Raw genomic sequence first — 16,417 nt, forward strand, 5'->3', positions numbered from 1 at the left:
CCGCGCGCAGAAGTTGATCAGAGGGCGAGGTCCGCCAGAAGATCGTCAAGCAGAGACTCCTCGTGGACAGCCACGCCCGCTCGGATCATCGCGGCCGCGAGATCCGGATCCCACGCGGTGGCCTCGGGCGTGCCCGTGAGCGGGAGGCCGACGTCGGCGGCAAGCCCCGCCACCGCCCTCCGGTAGTCGGCCGCTGACATCCTCCAGGGCGTCGCGCCCACCGCGAGAAGACGGGCCGCGATCGCGATTCCCGGCCAGTCGAAGTCACCGTGGTAGCGGACCGGAGCGCCGTCACCGACCAGTGTTCGCACCAGACGTGTGCCGACCTCGGCCGGGCTGCCGGAGAGGCAGACCAACGGCGCCGAGACCTCCGCTCGGGCAGCGGCCTGGAGGACCTGCGGGTTCTCGCAGAGCGACACCACCTGGCCGCCCGGACGCAGCCGCACCTTCCCAGCACGTTCGAGCTCGTGCAGCGTGAGGTGGGTGACGAGGCCGAGGTCCGCTCGCAGGCGCATCATCTCGGACCACGGGTCGCAGCCCGGTGGGCGAAGCGACCAGACGAGGACGGTCCCGGACACGCTGTCGGTCGCGACGCCGACCATCCGCCACAGCGCGCGCCTGTCGGCCGACGATGCCGGAGCGGGGAGTCCGCAAGCGATCGCGACGGCACGAAGAACGGCCGCGCTCGTCAGACGCGCATCGTCCAGTCCATGCGAGTCGCCCGTTGTCGCCGTTGCGAGGGCGCCGATCTGTAACTGGGTGGACGCTTCGCCGGGAAACGGTTCGTCCGGGGCGGTACAGAGGCCAGGCGCCGACGTGCGGCCTAGCTGCCCAAGGGCGTGGGCGGCGTCGGTGACGGCTCGGCGCGCGATATCGGCGCCGGCGCGGGTGAGTATCCCGGTGCGCCTCAGGTCGGCTACCCAGATTCCCACCCAAGGGGCCGTGCCGAGGCCTTCGTCATGCAGCGTTTCGTCAAGAGCGCGCCATACTCGCGCCCATTGTTCGTCACTGATGCGCTGGTCGGCCTTCCGGTCGCGCAGGGTCTCGCCCGAGAGACTCTCCAGTACGGACACGAGGCCGCGGCCGGCCTTGGATGCGCGCAGCGCGACGTCGAGATCGGCGAGTCGGATCGCGCGGCCCGCTCCCGCCGGGACGGCGACGCCGAGCAGCCCGGACAGCTGCGCCGCGGCGGCCTCGTCCAGATCCATCCTGAGCGTGCCGGTCGGCTTGAGCTCGTTGCGCTCCAGCCGTGCCCGCGCCGCCGCCCACACTGGCGCGAGAACCGGAGCCTCAAGATAGGCCCGCGTCGCGGCCGGCAGCGGGGTGGGCGACGGGGACATCATGCGGACCGAAGGAAATGCCGGTTTCGGCCGTCCCAGCGCACGTGCACCGTCGCGGCCGGCCCGCCGCCGTCCTGGCGACAGATCTCGTAGATGTCGAGGGCTGGTACCTGCGGGACACATCCCCACAGGGCGTGGCCCGTCATCGCGAAGTCCACGTCGAGGCGCACGAGCAGACCAAGCAGTTCCGCGATCGTGGGCTCGTCGACCTTGGCGAAGGCGTCGTCGAGGAGAATGAGCCGCAGCGCGGTGGCGGTGTCGTCGAGGCCCGACAGATACGCGTCGACAGCGGCGAACAGCGTGACGTACGAGACGAACCGGGTCTCGCCCTGGGACAGCTTGGCGCGCCGGCTGATCTTGCGTTCCTGGCCCGGCTCAGGACCGGTGATGATGACCTCGACCGTGTGCCAGGCGCGATAGTCCAGAGCGCGGCGCAGGTAAAGGGCGTATCCACCGTTCGGTTCGGCGATCGCCGCGGCGGCGACTCTGTCCCGCAGCAGGCTCAGCAGTTCGGCGTCCTGTGCCTGGCTGCGTACCGAGGCCGCGGTGGCGGCCAGCTGTTTGATCCTGCCGGCGGCCGCGTCTCCCTCCGTGTCGAGCTTCCACGTGAGCCGGACCCCGATCCCGTGGCTGGTCTGGATGGACCGCAGGCTTCTGTTCATCGCCTTGACGAGGTTGTCTGCCTGGAGCAGGCGATTCCGGAGCTCTTCGCCGACCTCGCCGAGGATGAACTCGGTGAACACGTGCTGCTCGCGTTCGGTGAGCGCCGCGCGGCCTCGTTCGCGCTTGGCCGCAAGCTCACCGGCCGCCTGGACGAGCGGCCGCCGGCCGTCGGCGTCGGTCAGTTCGTAGAGGAGGATGTCGCTTTCCCGGGTGACGGTCACCTCGTAGCTCGCGGAGATCTCACGTTCGAATCCCTGTTGCGCGCGGATCAGTGCGTTCTCGTCGATCCGAGCCTTGCGAAGCCCGGCGAGCAGGATGGTTACGTCCGCGTCCACGCCGGCCGTCGACGAGTCGGTGAACGGCTCCGCGGGCTTTGTCGTGAATGCCGTGTCGACGACACCGGGCTCGCCTAGCTGGATACGGACGGCCGTGACCTGTTCGGTGAGACCGGCCCGCGCCTCCACGGCCCGCTGGCTCGCCGCCCGTGCGTCGGCGACGGCCGTCGCGGCACTGCCGCGAAGCCGGTTGACTATTCTCTCCGTGTCCTCCCGCTCACGTTCGGCCTTCAGCTGGCGCTTCTCGAGGGCTCGAAGCTCCTCCAGCACCTGGGCCGGGTCGGCTCCGAGAGCGTTCCGGAGTGCCTGGAGCCTGGTCTCCCCGGCATGCCACTTGTCCCAGGCTCGTGCGGCGTCGTCCTCGGCCCGGGCGCGTGGAGCCGCCTCGTCGTCGAGAGTGGCGACGGCGCGCTGGTGCCGGGCCATCGCCGCGTCGAGGGCGTTGATCTGCCCGATCGCGCGGTCACACGTGTCCGCCGCCGCGTTGGCGCCGCGAACCAGGCCGGTCAGCTCGTCGACGTCGGCGGGCAGCCCGAACTCGGCGCAGGCCGCGCGGTGCGCCCGCTCGTCGGCGGCCAGTGCGACGGTCCGGTGGTCGGCCTCGGCCCGCAGCCCGGCGGCCTTCGCCGCGGCCTCGCCGGCGAGACGCGCCTCGAGCGCGGCCCGCAGGCGGGCCTCCCCGAGCGGATTCGACCGCGGGACCGACCACAGGTGATCTCGGATCGCCTTCTTGCGCGCGCCGATCCGCTCTCGCTGTTCCTCGCGTTCCCGCAACGTTTCCGTGAGTACGGCGAGCTCGCTGTCGATCTCGCCGAGACGACGGATCCGGCGGGCTTCCCGAGCGGCGGCACCGATGTGCTGGGCCGCCGCGACGGTGTGCCGGCCCCGCACCGGGCCGTTCGCCCAGCTGCCGTCGGCCGACACCCAGGTGGGGACGGACCGGTCGGCAAGCCCGATCCGGCCGAGCAGAGCGACGACCACCTCAGGGGCCGCCGGGCCAGCCGAGTCGGGCACAAGCCGGTCGGCGAGGGAGACGGCGGCCCGCGGGCCGGTCGGCGACACGAGCAGCTGACCGCTGGCCGCCGTCAGGCCACCCGTGGACTCGACGGCGGCTGTCAGGAGGCCGGAGGCCAGGAGCGCCGCTTCGAGCCCGGCTTTCTCGTCCTCGGGAGTGTCGGCGGCGAAATCGACGCACCGCCACAGCGGCGCGTCACTCGTGGCGGTGACCCAGACCGGCGCTGACGGCGGGGCGTCCCGAAGGTTCAGGAGATCCTTCCGCTCCTCCTGAAGCACCAGGACCGCGCCGCGGTCCCGCGTGTCGAGGGCCGCGAGCCGCTGCAGCTCGGTCGTCAGCAGGTCTCGCGCACTGTCGGCCGCGTCGATGGGCGCGCGGTCGAGGTCCGCGAGATCGACCGAACTGTCCGTGCCACAGAGCGCCAGCTGGTCGCGAAGCAGCGGGCCGAGGGCAGCGGACGCCGACCAGTCCACGTCGCCCAGGAGGCCGGCGGTCGCGGGTGCAGCCAGCCACGCGCGCCACCGCTCGACGAGGCTGACGGCTTCGTCGTCCCGACGCTCGGCCTGCTGCTCGGCCCGGTCCGCCGCGGCGCGCGCCCCGTCGTCCGCCTCGTCGGCCCGCTCGACGGTCCGCCTGACCTCGTCTCGCTCGGTGGCGATCCGGCGAGCGTCGGCCGCCCTTGTGGTCGCGTGCGAGGCCCGCAGCCGCACGGCATCCCGCACGCGGATGGTCGCGCCACGCAACTCGGCGAGGTCAGCGGGAACCACGCGCACCTCGTCAGCCACGGGGCGCGCGAGTGGGCCAGGGGCGGCTTCCCGGCGCAGCCGGACTATCTCGGTTCGCTGGCCGCGCGGCGTCCGCAGCAGGCCGACCGAGGCGGGCAACTCGTGGGTGGCGAGCCCCGCGGCGGTCAACTGGCCGCGAGCCTGGCCGATCGTCGTGGACAGGCCGTCGACGCTGGCTGTCAGCTCGTCGGCCAGGCCGTTGGCGGTGGCCGCCTTGTCCGCTTCGCCGTCGCGCCGCAGCTGGGCCGTTTCCAGCCGGGCCTCGGCGGTCGTGGCGAGTGAGCCGACGGTTGCGGCCAGGTCGGTGAGCTCCTGCGCGCCTCGGTAGCGGTCCGACTCCTTCAACGCCTCCAACGCGGCTCGTAGCGTCGCCATCTCCTGGTCGCGCAGCGCGCGGTCTTGCTCCGCGAGGGAAAGCTCGCGGGCGAGCCCGTCCGCCGTCAGACGGAGACGTTCCGCCCCGACCTCGGCCCCGGCGCAGGCCGCCGCGTGCTGCCGCAGCCGCGTGAGCGACTGGGTCAGCACCCCCGTCACGTAACGACGATAGGTGTCGAGGAACGACACGACCTGGTCGTGGGCGGCCTCAAGCCGCTGCTGCTCCTCCCGGGTGCTGGTCAGGCCGTCGAGCTGCTGGCCGGCGTCCGTCAGTGCCTCCTCGGACAGGGAGGGCAGTGCGTCGGCGACGATCAGTGGCAGCTTCCCCTCCTCGATCCTGTTGCCCACGTCGGGGGAGCGCAGTGTGTGCAACAGCCGCATCAGGCCGGCGAAACGTTCCTTGCTGGCCTCACCGCCGGTGAGGCCGAACACCTCGGCCCGCACCCGTTCGCGATGCCGTTCCGGCCCATCGCTGATCCGGTCCTCCCCGATGGCCTCGCCCAGTTCGCGCCGCGAGAGTGGCGCCCGGTCCGAGGTCATGAGCATGAGCTCGTGGCCGACTCGAAGCGGCGTCGTGAAGTACCAGACCTTGGCCGCTTTCGTACTCGCGGAGAACTGAACCAGCGCGCCGAGCGTCAGGAACTGCCCGGTCGGGTCCTCGTCGGGCTCTGTCTGACGACGAAGCTCAAGCCACAGATAGCCGAGCCGGTTTGTCTGGCCTGCGGCGCCCGCGGACATCAGGTCCTCCATGCGCACCGCCGAGCCTGTTCCCATGTTCCGTCGATCGGCGTCGAGGAGGAACGGCAGCAACATCTCCAGGGCGCGGGATTTCCCCGACCCGTTGGTGCCCCGGAGAATCAGGCGGCCACCGGAGAGGTCGAAGACGTTGTCGTAGTAGTGCCACACGTTGACGAAACCGGCGCGCGACATCCGCCAGCGGTGGGGGTGGTGCCTGGCCAGCATCGGGCCGAACGTGTCCTGGGCGGGATCACCGAGTGCGAGAGCCTGCTGCATCACAGCTCCGGTTCCGGCTGGAACGAGGCGGCGCGGTATCCCAGGCGACGAGCCGCCCGTGTCGGTACCTCGCTGGCCGGCAGTGGGCGGTATCGGGCGGCGGCGGGATGGATCACGAGGCCGCCTGGGAGGACAGAAACCAAACCGACCTCGGCGAGTGTCGTCGCGACCAGGTCCCGCAGTTTGCGCAGGTCCTCCAAGGCAGCCGAACTCCATGCCTTCGCGTGTTCCTGGGCCAGCCGAGTGAGCACCGAGTCGACCTCGGACCAGCCGGCCGCCAACCCGGCCACGGCGCGCCCGTCGCGCAGCACGGCCGTGTCGCCCGGCTGCGGCTCCCGCCTGGCAATCAACGCGTCGACCAGGAGCAGCGCTGCCTGCCTGACCGTGCCGGTACCGGGAAACGGGCTGTCGGTCAGCGATCCCGTCGCGTCGTAGGCGAGAGCGCCCTCCGCTCGTACCTCGAGGGTGAGGCCGAAACTGTCCGCGAGCACCCGAGTCAGCTCGGACCGTTCGCGCGAGAGAACATCGCGCTCGGCCTCTGTGAGATCCTCGCGCCGGACAAGGGGGTTCTCCACCAGCCGGCGGCGTAGCGACCGCCGCGGTTGATCGGCGGTCGCTGGATCGCACGCGAGGAGATCGTCCGCGGTGGTCATGCCGGACAGCGGACGGGCGAGCAGGTGTGGAAGCTGGTGACGATTGATGTGAAGCAACGCCTCGTCAATCTGCCGCTCTCCCCAGGCCGCCGCGGTTCCGTCGGCCTCGACGAGAACTCCCCAGCGCACGAGGAGGTCGACGGCTGTTACCAGCGCCCGGCGTTCCGGCAGGGTGTCGCCAATCGGTACCCCGATCGTCGCCGCGTCCGCCCGGACCTGGTCGATCAACGCCGAGATGAGAATCATCTCGCCCGTGCCCGGCGCCAGCAGCGCCGCGCAGAGGAGGGCCAGATGCGTGTAGGCGATGGGAGTGAACGGGCCGCCGTCGCCCCGCCGGGCGGGCCGCGCGGGGGTGTCCGCCGTCAACGGCGCCTTGAACAGCCGGGCGAACTGCGCCTCGATGACGAGGACGTAACCGAGTTGCTTCTTGAAGGTGCTGCGCAATGCCTGCGCGTGCAGGCGAACCAGCGCCAGCTCATCGGGATGCGCCGCGGCCGTCAGCACGGGGTTGGCCAACAGCGCGCGGGCCGCGTCGACCCTCTCCTGCGCCGCTCGGGCCGCTGTGCCCGCGACGGGGGCGAAGCTCACGAGTTCACCGCCTTCCGCGCCCGCTCGAAGTCCTCGCCCAGCGGCAGGGCCCAGAGCAGCAGGCCTTCGATGGTCAGGACGCCGTCGTCCCCGTTGATGACGGTCTGACTGCCTGGGTCAGGCGCTCCCCACAGCGTCAACCCGAGGTCGGATACCGGGTGGTCTGCCTCTTCGTGGCCGCCAGCCGCCGTGGTGAACAGCGCGGGGACCAGCTCGAGAAGCAGGTCCCGAGCGGCTCGGCTGAGGTGGCTGCCGTGGAGCCCGCCGGCGGCGAGAAGCTCGGCCGCGGCCATCTCACGAGCCCTCGTCCGCTCCTGCGCCTGTGCCTCCAGACGCTCGGTCTGAGCCTTTGCGTCGGGCACGCGTGACGCTCGTCCCCGCGCGGTGCGATCACCTCGTTCCCGCAGCGAAACCGGCACGTCGACGGGCGCCGCCACCCACCATGAGGTACTCGGCCCGGCCCGCAGGTCCTGCTCCTCGGGCCCGAGGAGCAGATGCCGGGCCGGGAACGCGCCGAACGCGGCATCGAACATGCGATGCGCGGTCTCGCCGTCCGCGCCGTGGAACCAGCCCGCGAGCCTGAGGAGATCGGCCCGGCGCGAGACCCCGGTCCCGGACGCGGTCAGCATGCGCTTGGCGTTCGCGATCAGCTGGCCGAGCGCCTGGCGGGCGGCCACGCGCAGCTGCTCGGGCCCAGATCGTTGGTCGGACGCCCCGTACCAGGCGGCGAGCTGTTCCCAGTCCGCGAGTGTCCGTCCCGGCAGTCGCTCGACCACGATGAGGCGATCGCCCGCGGTGGGCGGCGCGGGCAGGTTGGCGAGCAACGTGTCGATCAGCGGGGGAGTGAGCAGGGTCTTCAGCCGGTTCAGAATCTCGGGCGCGTTCCGGGCGACGTCGGCCCCAATCAGGTCCACATAGTCGAGAAGCAGGTCTTTGAACTGGGCGTACTCCTCGCCCGCGAGGTCGTACCGGGTCAGGACGCCAGCCAGGTAGGCATAGAAGTCGGTCACGGACTCCTGGAACAGCCGGTGGTCGTTGAAGACCCCGGTGACCTGACCGGCTAACGACTCCGCGTCGACCGGCACCCTGTCGTACGAGACCTGAAGGAGGATGATCCTGAGGGTGTCGGAAATCCGCGCGAGCAGTTCCCGGGCGACCTCCCGCGCGCCGTCGACGGTCCGCAGGATCTCTTCGGCCTCGCGATGGAGCCGGCCGCCCAGCTTCGAGACCTGATAGCGGGACCGGGACCGGTGGTAGGCGGCGACGGTGCGCACCCGCGTCTCCCTGACCGACCGCACCAGGTTGCCCCAGACGACTAGTTGCGCGCAGCGGCTTTCGACAGCGTCGGTGTCGAGGTCAAGGCCCCGCTCGGCGAGCCGCGACGCGACCTCGGCTGCGGAGAGGTCCGCCAACAGGGTCTCGGTGAACAGCCGCATGACGGCCATGTACTCGTCGGCGGCCTCGACAGTGAGATAGGTGAAAAGCGAGCGCCTGGCCGCCATCTCGCGCGCGGCGGACGCCAGGTCCGGCTCGCCGTCGCCGTGGTCGTGCGCCATCCTGGTGGGCCCCCCTCCGCACTACGGAAGGACGCTAGACCCTGGGTGTGACAGTTCCGCGCCAGCCCGCCGTACGATCTGCGCCACAACTGCGCGCTTTTCAGTCCCGCGAATAGAGGTCGACTGGCAGGAAGGTGCGGACGGGTACGGGCTCTGCCCGCATCATTCGCTCCATGAGGTCGACGGCGTGTTCGGCGAGTCTGGCGTGGTCCTGTACGACCGTCGCGCAGAGCGGGCTCACACCCGAGTCGACGAGCGCGACGACCTCGGACGTCCCGTCCACGCCGATCACCTGAGCAGCCGCTCCGCCGCCGGAGGCGAACATCTGCACGGCGTCGACGGCGCCGAGCGCCATCTCGTCGCTTGTGCAGAAGATCATGTCGACCGATCTTCCTTGCTGGCCGAGGGAGGTCAGCTTGCGACGAGCGATGTCCCTAGCGCGCCTGCGAACGAATCCGCCTTCCTCGTCGAGGACGATCTCGGCCTGAGGGCACCGGTCGCGCATCACTTCGACGAATCGCCGCTGCCGGCCGGTCTGGCCTCTACCCGCGATCACCAGCACGACCGGGTTCGCTCGACCCTCGCGACGCAGCTGGTCGGCGACGAAGTCGGCGGCCCGTTCGCCGATTTGTTCCGGGCGGTATCCGACGAACGCGGCGTTGGGCGGGTAGTCGCTTTCGTTGCGGAAGGGATCCACGTCCGCGAACACCACCGGAACCGAGGCGTTACGACAGAACTCCGCCAGGTCCTCGTACGTGTTCTCCGGGTCGGCCGGGATGACAAGGCCCGCGGAGTACCGGGCGCTCTTGGTGATGGTCTGTCGGAGGCGGTAGTTCTGCGCGGCGCCGAGGTAGTCCCGGTCGGGAATCTTGAGGACGAGGTCGAAGCCCCGGCGGTCCAGGGACTGGTCGACCGCCCGCAGCAGGTCGGCGAGCCAGTGCTTCTGGCCCCAGGCGGACATCACGACGAAGACATTGCGCTGCGGTCCAGTCCGCCACCACTTTCTCGAACTCAGCACAAGAAGGAGGAGAAGGAAAGCGACCGTGCCGAGGAAGATTCCGATGGGAACCCTGGCGCCCGCCAGCGGACTGTTCCTCAGTTTTCCGAGCGCGCTCGTCGCGGCGATGACACCGAGCCCGCCGAGCACCGAGGTGACGATCGCGAACAGCACCGGTCGCCGCACCGGGTCAAGCATGCGAACGCCCTGCCTCCATCCGCCCTCCTCGTTCCTGTGAGCAGGCGTGAAAGGTCCGTGACGATTCTTCGGGCTTCCGCGAGAGCGTCAGGCGAGATGACTCCGACAGGCGCCGACCAAGACCTGAGGGATCAGCCGGTGAGCCTACCGGGAACGCGACCGACGGGACCGATGATTCCAATACCCTCATCCTCGGGTCGACGAGGGGCCTCGACCGGTGATGACGGAGCACCAGACGACGGAGCACCAGCGGCGACGACGGAGGATCGTAGCCGCGGCTCGGAACAGGCGGCGGAGTCAACGGGAAGCGTCGCGGAGTCAAGTCCGCACGCCGGCGGTGCGGCAGGTTGGACCCATGAGCAACCAGACCTCCGCGCCCGCGCCGACCGGCGAGGCCACCGTCCGGGCGACGGCCTGGGCGCCCGTGGCCGCGCTCGCGTCGGGGACGACCGTGCTCGTGACGAGCGAGTTCCTGCCGGCCGGCGTGCTGCCGACGATGGCCGCGGACATCGGTGTCAGCGAGGGCGTCGCGGGTCTCGCGGTCGCGGCCACGGCGATCGCGGGCGCCTTCACGGCCCCCACGATCGCGCTGCTGCTGCCGCGGACCGACCGTCGCACGGTGCTCATCGTGCTGCTGACCGCCGGCGTGGTCGCCAACCTCGCCGTGACGGTCGCGCCGAACTTCGCCGTGCTGCTGCTGGGGCGACTCCTGCTCGGCATCGCGATCGCCGGATTCTGGTCGTTCGCCTTTGGCGCGGGCCTGACCGCGATGCCCGGCCGGCCGAGCGCCGTGTCGACCGCGCTCGCGTTCGGCGTGAGCCTCGCGACGGTGCTGGGTGTGCCGCTGGCCGCGCTCGTCGGCAACGACGTCGGCTGGCGGGCCGCGTTCGCCGGCGCCGCGGCCGTCTGCGCCGCCGCGGCGGCCTGGCTGGCGGTCAGCCTGCCAGCGGTGCCGGCGCATCCGTCCGCCGGTCTGCCGATGCTGCGGGCGGCCCTCGCGCGGCGACGGCTCATGGCGGGGATCGGATGCGTCGCGCTCGCCGCGTTCGGGAACTTCGCCAGCTACCCGTACATCAGGGTCGCGATCGAGCGGGTGAGCGCCGACACGACGTGGCTGCTCGTAGCCTGGGGCGTCGGAGGCATGGCGGGCAACTTCCTAGCCGGCGCGCTCGCCGCGAGGCTGCGGCAGCTGGCGGCCGGGGCGCCGGTCCTGCTCGCCGCCGGACTGCTGATCACCGCCACGGCGCACTCCGTCGTGCCGCTCGCCGCCGGGATCGTGCTGTGGGGGTTCGCGTTCAACATGCTGCCGGTCGCGACCCAGCTGTGGGTGACCAGAGTCGAGCCGGACCGCGCGGAGGCCGCGGTGTCGCTGCAGGTCACGGCGTTCCAGGTCGCGATCACACTGGGCGCCTCGGTGGGCGGTGCGCTGCTCGACGCCCACGGCGTGCGGGTGCCGCTGGTCGTCGGGGCCGCCTCGGCGCTCGCCGCCGGCCTCGGCTTCGGGCTACTGCGGGTGCCCCGCGGCTGACGACGACGTCGCCGCGCGCCACGCCTGCGGCGCCGCGCCGTGGTGGGCGGCGAACGCCCTGCTGAACGCCGCGACCGAGCGGTAGCCCACCGCGGACGCGACCCGTCCCACCGGCTGGGAGCCGTCGGTCAGCAGCGTGCGCGCGTGGTGCATCCGCAGCTCGCGCAGTATCTCCATCGGGGACCGCCCGGTCGCGCGCCGGAACCGCGCCGTCAACGCGGATCGCGACAGGTGGGCCAACCGCGCCATCCGCTCGGGCGTCCAGTCCTCGCCCGGATCCGACGCGAGCGCGGCGAGCACGTCCGCGACGGCCTCGTCCTGCCGCGGCCGCTCGTCGGGTTCGCGCGTCTCCAGCCAGGAGGTCACCAGCGCGGCGCCGAGCAGGCTCGCGTAGCCGAACGCGAACAGTGGCGTGAGACACCGGCCTTCGAGCGGGCACGTTCCGATGAGGCGCGTCACGGCGGGATGGCGACCGCTGAACCCTCGCACGACGAACGGGCTCGGCAGCCGGTAGGACGACGCCACCACCGGCCGCAGGTCGGCGGCCGCGAGCAGCAGGTCCTCGCCGGCGACGAGCCGGTGGGCGGTGCGCGCCGCGACGAGCGCCGCGTCTCCCGTGTCGAGACCATGGCGACCGGCCGCGGTCTGGAGCTCCGCGGAACCGTCCAGAACGAGCATCCACAACGGACCCCGCGCGGGCGGGAGGGCCGAGCCGGCCGGAACGCGCTCGTGCTCGAGCCGTGACATCTCCCAGACGTTCCCGTGCGTCGAGAGCCGCCCGGCGTCGGACCTCGGCTCGTTCACAGTCGCGGCCACACCGACAGAGCGCTGTGCCGGGCACGGCGTATTCCGGACCACGGGCCGGTGGGCGGTCTACGTTCCTGCATGAAGTTGGGCGTCGACGGCGAGATGTCGGCTATCCCTGGGTACCCCCGGCGGCCGGCGGGTCGCCGGTGACGGGTTCCAGGACGAGGACCGGGATCTGGCGGTCGATCTGGCGCTGGTAGTCGGCGTAGTCCGCAAACGCGTCCACCGCGCGGCGCCACCAGAGGGCCTTCTCGTCCCCGAACACCTCGCGGGCCCGGTACTGGCGCGTCACCGCGCGGTCCTGGAGCTCGATGACAGGCGCGGCGAGCAGGCTCGCGTACCACTGCGGGTTGGCCGGTTGGGCGCCGTTGGACGCGACAGCCGCATAGCTGCCCTCGTGCTCGACCCGCATCACCGGTGTCTTGCGAACCTTGCCGCTCCTGGCGCCCAGGTAGGTCATCAGCACCATGGGCCGGCCTTTCATCGTGACGCCGTCCGTCGTGCCGGTGCGCATGATCTGCTCGACGTGGTCGCGCACGAAACCCAACGCGCTTGGTTCGTAGTCGCCCGTCCTCGGCCCGCGCCGATCGGGGCGCCCGGCCCGTCGCGAGTCCGCGACCGGAGCGGGCCGGCGGCCAGATGGCTGGTCGGGGCGCCTGGTGTCCACGTTGCGGGTCAGGGTGTTGAGGATGCCGGGTAGTTCCGTCACCGTCTCGGCGGGCAGGCCGGCCACGGTCTCCTGCGCGAGAGTTCGCCACAGGTCCTTGACCTGGTCGGCCACCGCCTGGCCGCGGTCGGTGAGTGCGACGACGCTGGCGCGCCTGTCGGACGGGTCCGCCGTGCGGCGGAGGTGGCCGGAGGCTTCGAGCTTGCGGGTCATGAGCGTGACGCTGGGTGGCTCGCACCCGAGGGCCTCGCTGAGCTGGGCCTGGATCCTCGGGCCGGTCCTGGCGAGTTCGAGCAGGAGCGCCTCCTGCCCGGGGTACAGGCCGAGCGGGGTCAGCAGGGCCGCGGCCCTGGCCCGGTGGCGCAGGCTCAGGAGCCGGATGGCCTGGTTGATGGCGTCGGCGTGCTCGAACTCCACGGCCCCTCCCCGACGAGACAAGTTATGCGCATAACGTTATGCGCATAACTAACTGGGCGTCAAGCTGAGGTGGTCAAGCGTGACGCCGCACCCGTTCGGCCGGGCGTCGGGCGGGAGTGTCGTGAAGCCGACCTTCGTCATCCACCTCGACCCCTCGGGCGAACTCTCCGTGACGCCAGCGCGCCTCTCCGTCCAAGGCTGGCGTCGGAAGGAGAAGACTGTGACCATCCTGCGTTCAGGTGCTCGCCGCCTCGTGCTCGGAGCCGCGGCCGCCGTCCTTGTCACGTCGGCGGCGGTCGTCGGTGGCGCCGCCACGCCGGCGTTGGCGGCCGGCACGTGCGTCGACCAGTTCACGGGAGCCGCGCTCCCGGTGACGCTGAGCGGAACGAACGGCAACGACGTCCTGACCGTCACCAGTAGCAACGCGGTGGTCGATGCCCTCGGCGGCAACGACACCGTGAAGGTCGGTCCCAACCTGTCCGGCGTGGTGATCTGCCTGGGCGACGGCGACGACACGGTCACCGGCAACGGCGGGGCGCCGAACCGCGCCCTGTCGGTGATGGGCGGCCCGGGCAACGACGCGATCACCTCCGGCAGCGGGGGCGACGTGCTCAACGGCGGCACGGGCTTCGACTTCATCGACGGCGGCGCCGGCAGCGACATCTGCAAGAACGTCGAGACCGCCGCGAGCTGCGAGCTCGTCCAGAACTGACGCGACCCACCGGTCACCCGCGCCCGCGGCCCTGGCCCCGGGCGCGGGTGACCGCCGAAGACAACAGGGTCGTCGGCAGGGAGACCGAGGCGGAGCGCGCAGCCGGCACGTTGGCTGACGTCGCCTGGAGTCAGATCGCCATCGCGTGGGCGGTGGATCCTGACCGGTCCTGGCCCAGCATCAGAGCCATTCGTCCAGTTGTTCCCAGGTCGCGGTGACCTCGATGGGGTCGATGGCGTCGATGGCGAGGATGTCCTTCTTCCGGAAGGTGACCTGCTCCATCGCGTAGGCGCCGTCCGACGTCAGGCGCAGCCGTTCGACGGAGACCGCCGGGCCGTCGTTCTGAGCGAGCCGGATGATCCAGTAGAAGCCGATTCCGGCCCTGGCGTAGCGGACTCGCTTGACGAGCAGGTCATCCGAGACCGAACCAGGTGACACGATCTCGATGACGATCAACGTGTCGGCCGCGGTGGGCTTGCCCTGCCACCGTCCCCGGCGCGGGTCGTCGAGGCACCGGAAGAGGGTCAGGTCCGGGCGGCGGAAATGAAACGGCACCTCGGTGAGCAGGACGTCGATGTCAGCGCGGACCCGATGACAGGTCCCCGTGCGCTGGTCGTGCTTGCGAGCGGCCTCTGCGAGCGCGTTGAGCAGGGCGTGCTGGACTGCCAGGTGCTTGTCGCTGGGCGAATGGCAGATGACAACCGATCCGTCCGAGACCTCGATCCGGCCGGCTAGATCCTCGGGAAGCTCTTCGTAAAGATCGAGAGTCATCTCGGGCGCCTGGGCCGCGGCACGTAGCCATGACCAGTCGGGGGCCTCTGGCGTCGCCATGGGCGTCAGGTTACCCGCCACCCGTGACACGCCACCGCCGGTCGAATCAGGCCCTCGCGTGAGGATCAAGGGACTGGCGCTGGCCTGATGGCCGGGCGTGGCCGTATTCCGATTACGGAAGCAGGTTGGTGCGCGACGCGCCGTGATGCTCGCTGGGGCGTTGGCGGCGCCTACGCCGCTAGCCTCTTGGGCCGATCGACCACCTCGTCGACGCGGCTGGCGGGCTCGGCGGCTGGCGGGGGCGTTCGGCCCGGCCCGGTGAGGCCGGCGCGGCCCTCGCCTGTGGCGGGCTGTTTCCGCAGGTCACGGGCGGCCGGTGGGCCGTGGCCGCAAGATCCGCCTGACAGCCGGCGCCAAGGTTAACGGGATAGATGTGTGCAAAGAGCCAGGAGGTGGGCAGCCCGGAGATCTGAGGGGAGTGCGGATGACGGGACAGGGAGACGACTCGGCGGGAGCGCCGCGCGGCGCGATCGTGGTGGCGCAGGCACGCCGAACGGCCGCGGGTGAACGGCCGGGTACCTCGGCGACCTGGCCCCCACCCCCGCGCAAACCCGGCCAGACCCGGCAGAACGTCCAGCTCACTGGTCGCCACGGCCAGACCGTGGCCCGCCCGGCTGCCGGTACCGCGGCCCGCCCGGCGGCGGAGGCGCCGGAACGGGGTGGGGTCCGGCCTGGGGGCTACAACCCCGCGCTGGACGGCGTCCGGGCGCTCGCGGTCCTCGCCGTGCTCGTGTTCCACATGGACTCGCTTCGCGGCGGCTACCTGGGCGTCGACGTGTTCTTCGTGCTCAGCGGCTTCCTGATCACCGGGCAGCTGCTGGCCGAGTGGGACCGGACCGGTGCCGTGTCCCTGACCCGGTTCTATCTGCGCCGCGCCTACCGCCTGCTGCCCGCGTTCTGGCTGTTGGCCCTCGTCGGGTTCGCGTCGGTCGTGGTGCTGGGCATGGGCACGGACGGCGAGCGGTCCGAGTTCCTGGACAGCCTGGCCTCGTCGATGCTCTACCTGAACAACTACTTCCAGGTCGCGCGGCAGAGCACGGGCGCCGGCTGGCTGGGGCACACCTGGTCGCTGTCGCTGGAGGAGCAGTTCTACCTGCTCTGGCCGCTGCTCCTGATCGCCCTGTGCCGCCGGCCGTGGTTCGCCCGCAGGCTGCCCCTGGTCCTGCTGGGTGGGGTGGCCGCGGTCCTGGTGTGGCGCAACGTCCTGATCGCGTTCGGGGCGTCGGGCACGCGGGCCTACTTCGCCCTGGACACCCGCGCGGACGCCCTGTTGGTCGGCTGCGCGCTGGCCGCCTGGCTGCGGGCGGCGCGCGGCGGGGTGGACGGCGGGGGCCGCGCCGCGCTGACCTGGCGACGGCGCCTGGCCCGGGTGCGGGCCGTCCTGCCGGTCGTCGGTCCCGTGGCGCTCGCGTTGCTGGCGGTGGCGGCCCTGACCGCGCCGAGTGGGTGGGGCCCGCGGCCGACCTCGCTGTCGCGCGGCGGTTTCACCGTCGTCGCGCTGCTCGCCGGGGTGGTCGTCCTCGCGCTGGAGCAGGGGCTGACGACGAGCTGGCTGTTCCGCGCCCTCGCCGCCCGGCCGCTCGCCTGGCTTGGCAAGATCTCGTACGGCTTCTACCTGTGGCACTTCCCGGTGGTCGCGCACTGGGGTGACAACCTGACCGGCTCGCTCGGCCGGTGGCCGGCGATCCTCGCCGTCGCGGCGATCTCGGTGGCGCTGGCCGCCGCGTCCTACTACCTGGTCGAACGCCCCATCCAGCGCCGCCGCCGGGCCGCCTCGCGGCCGGACCGGGTGAGCCCGCCGGACCGTCAGCCCGCGTTGGCCGCCGTCGCGGTGGCCGGCACCGGTGACCGCCTGGTGGGCACGGCGGTCCGCGACGCCGGCTGGGATCTGGGACAGCCGCGCCCGCCCATCTGAGGCCGGGCCCGCCGGCTCGGG

11 protein-coding genes are annotated in these 16,417 nt (G+C 71.7%); 3 read left to right on the top strand and 8 right to left on the bottom strand.

All coding sequences use genetic code 11. The features are described 5' to 3' along the window. Positions 1-17 precede the first annotated feature (17 nt). From FRAEUI1C_RS12020 to FRAEUI1C_RS12040, 5 genes are all read right to left on the bottom strand, one after another. On the bottom strand, positions 18-1,340 hold the full coding sequence (locus FRAEUI1C_RS12020; RefSeq protein WP_232425398.1) for a TIGR02679 family protein: 1,323 nt from the start codon (positions 1,338-1,340) through the stop codon (positions 18-20). After that, positions 1,340-5,527, bottom strand: coding sequence for a TIGR02680 family protein (locus FRAEUI1C_RS12025; RefSeq protein ID WP_013423568.1), 4,188 nt, complete (start codon positions 5,525-5,527; stop codon positions 1,340-1,342). Before FRAEUI1C_RS12025 ends, FRAEUI1C_RS12020 begins: the two co-directional genes overlap by 1 nt. Further along, positions 5,527-6,768, bottom strand: coding sequence for a TIGR02678 family protein (locus FRAEUI1C_RS12030; RefSeq protein ID WP_013423569.1), 1,242 nt, complete (start codon positions 6,766-6,768; stop codon positions 5,527-5,529). The genes FRAEUI1C_RS12025 and FRAEUI1C_RS12030 overlap by 1 nt, the downstream gene beginning before the upstream one ends. Beyond that, complete coding sequence (locus FRAEUI1C_RS12035) at positions 6,765-8,324, bottom strand: DUF2397 domain-containing protein (protein WP_013423570.1); 1,560 nt, start codon at positions 8,322-8,324, stop codon at positions 6,765-6,767. Before FRAEUI1C_RS12035 ends, FRAEUI1C_RS12030 begins: the two co-directional genes overlap by 4 nt. 100 nt (positions 8,325-8,424) lie before the next feature. Next, positions 8,425-9,519 (bottom strand): sugar ABC transporter substrate-binding protein, encoded by a 1,095-nt coding sequence (locus FRAEUI1C_RS12040; RefSeq protein ID WP_013423571.1) that lies wholly within the window; start codon positions 9,517-9,519, stop codon positions 8,425-8,427. 355 nt (positions 9,520-9,874) lie between these two features. Between FRAEUI1C_RS12040 and FRAEUI1C_RS12045 the strand changes: the two genes are divergently transcribed. Then, positions 9,875-11,047: an MFS transporter gene (locus FRAEUI1C_RS12045; RefSeq protein ID WP_013423572.1), complete on the top strand. Its 1,173-nt coding sequence runs from the start codon at positions 9,875-9,877 to the stop codon at positions 11,045-11,047. On the opposite strand, the gene FRAEUI1C_RS36185 is transcribed toward FRAEUI1C_RS12045, so the two are convergent. Together FRAEUI1C_RS36185 and FRAEUI1C_RS41875 are read right to left on the bottom strand one after the other, a co-directional pair. Further along, positions 11,024-11,863, bottom strand: coding sequence for a helix-turn-helix transcriptional regulator (locus FRAEUI1C_RS36185; protein WP_013423573.1), 840 nt, complete (start codon positions 11,861-11,863; stop codon positions 11,024-11,026). The two genes, FRAEUI1C_RS12045 and FRAEUI1C_RS36185, sit on opposite strands and share 24 nt — an antisense overlap. A gap of 100 nt (positions 11,864-11,963) precedes the next feature. Continuing rightward, positions 11,964-12,938, bottom strand: a complete 975-nt coding sequence (locus FRAEUI1C_RS41875) for a nitroreductase/quinone reductase family protein (protein WP_013423574.1) — start codon at positions 12,936-12,938, stop codon at positions 11,964-11,966. 220 nt (positions 12,939-13,158) lie between these two features. On the opposite strand from FRAEUI1C_RS41875, the gene FRAEUI1C_RS12060 reads away from it, so the two are divergent. Next, on the top strand, positions 13,159-13,650 hold the full coding sequence (locus FRAEUI1C_RS12060; protein ID WP_157734912.1) for a calcium-binding protein: 492 nt from the start codon (positions 13,159-13,161) through the stop codon (positions 13,648-13,650). A gap of 180 nt (positions 13,651-13,830) precedes the next feature. Here the strand turns inward: FRAEUI1C_RS12060 and FRAEUI1C_RS12065 are convergent, their stop codons facing one another. Continuing rightward, positions 13,831-14,481, bottom strand: coding sequence for a Uma2 family endonuclease (locus FRAEUI1C_RS12065; protein WP_071587942.1), 651 nt, complete (start codon positions 14,479-14,481; stop codon positions 13,831-13,833). A 424-nt stretch (positions 14,482-14,905) separates the two neighbouring features. Here FRAEUI1C_RS12065 and FRAEUI1C_RS12070 point away from each other — a divergent pair, with 424 nt between their 5' ends. Continuing rightward, positions 14,906-16,396, top strand: a complete 1,491-nt coding sequence (locus tag FRAEUI1C_RS12070) for an acyltransferase family protein (RefSeq protein ID WP_013423577.1) — start codon at positions 14,906-14,908, stop codon at positions 16,394-16,396. Positions 16,397-16,417: the final 21 nt, after the last annotated feature.

Source organism: Pseudofrankia inefficax (assembly GCF_000166135.1).
Classification (GTDB): domain Bacteria; phylum Actinomycetota; class Actinomycetes; order Frankiales; family Frankiaceae; genus Pseudofrankia; species Pseudofrankia inefficax.